The 1403-nt window shown below is 52.7% G+C and carries 1 protein-coding gene; it reads left to right on the forward strand.

The annotated features are described in order from the left end of the window. On the forward strand, window positions 1-1403 hold a 1403-nt coding region (locus ACO0LN_RS30225; RefSeq protein WP_422980453.1), incomplete at both ends, for a beta strand repeat-containing protein.

Below are 1403 nucleotides of genomic sequence, written 5' to 3' on the forward strand. Positions count from 1 at the left end.
GGTACAGTTGAATTCTCCTTCGGCAACGGCACATTGCTCGGCGCCAATGCAGCAACACTGAACCTGTCCGACGTCCAAGTTGGTACAGTCAACATTGGTCAAAACGTTTCCGGCACATCCGCCGCAGGCGTAGGCAACCAAGGTTACGAAACACTGACCATCAACAGCACAGGCAACACCAACAACATCGGCATCTTGAACCTGCCAATGGACACAGGTACAGCAGGCAAAGTCGTTATCACTGGCGACAAAGACCTCACACTGGCCCAAACATCCAATGTTGTTAATGGTGTAACAACCATTGAATCCACCAACTTCTCCGGTGGTATCCTGCAAGCTGCAGGCCGTTTGTCCGCGATTGATGCATCCGCATTCAAAGGCAACCTGACCCTGAACCTCGGCAATGGCATCTTCACCACTGGTAAAGCTGACACATCCGGTTCCGTTCAAAACGTCACAGTCACTGGTGGTTCTGGTAACGACACATTCTACCTGGCAGACACAGTAGAAACAGGCGACAGCATCACAGGCGGCGACGGTACAGATACTCTGGTTATCGTCAACGGCGGTAACGTCACAGCCGGTGCAGCTGGTTCCTCCATCATCACCAAAGTAGAAGCACTGCAAGTGTTGTTGAACAATGCAACTTCTGTTGTTGACTTTGCCAAACTGCCAGACGTCACAGGCGTATTGGTTCGCAACGTCTCCAACACCAACGTAGCTGCTCCTGCTAACTCAGCACCAGTTGCCGGTACAGACGTGTTCACACTGAACAACCTCACAGTTGGTCAAGCTGCTGCCATCACGATCAAACACAGCGACACAGGCTCCAACGCCATCGGCCAATCCACCATCAACGCCAATCTGGCCGTTGCTACTGGCGCATCCGACACCGTTGCAGTAACGATCGCTGAAGGCTTGAACGTTGACCCACGTTTCAACTTCGTGTTGAACACCAACGCCGTAGAAAACATCACTCTGGTGGATGCTGATACAGAATCCAACACAGTTGCTCTGGCCAACGTTGCTGCCCACACAGGCACCATCACTATTGGTACAACAGCAGGTGCTGGTTCCACAACAACCTTCCTGAACCTCGACACAACAGTGGCTGGTAACGGTGGTTTGTACCGTATCGACACAACAGGCGGCGCAGCAGCTAACATCGCTGGCGTACAAGAGTTGTCCAAAACAGCTGGCCAGATCAAACTGGTTGCTGGCACGATCGATGCATCCGCAGAAACAGCCAGCGTCATCATCCGCGTTTCCACAAGCGGTGCTGCCAACGGCGCGCAAAACATCAAGATGGGTGCTGGTAACGACACAGTTACTTTCGATAACCTGCAAGACACACGTGCTGGCCTGACAATCTCCGACACAGTCGTAGGTGGTGCTGGTACAGA

It is taken from the genome of Undibacterium sp. TC9W (assembly GCF_049339865.1).
GTDB lineage: Bacteria > Pseudomonadota > Gammaproteobacteria > Burkholderiales > Burkholderiaceae_D > Undibacterium.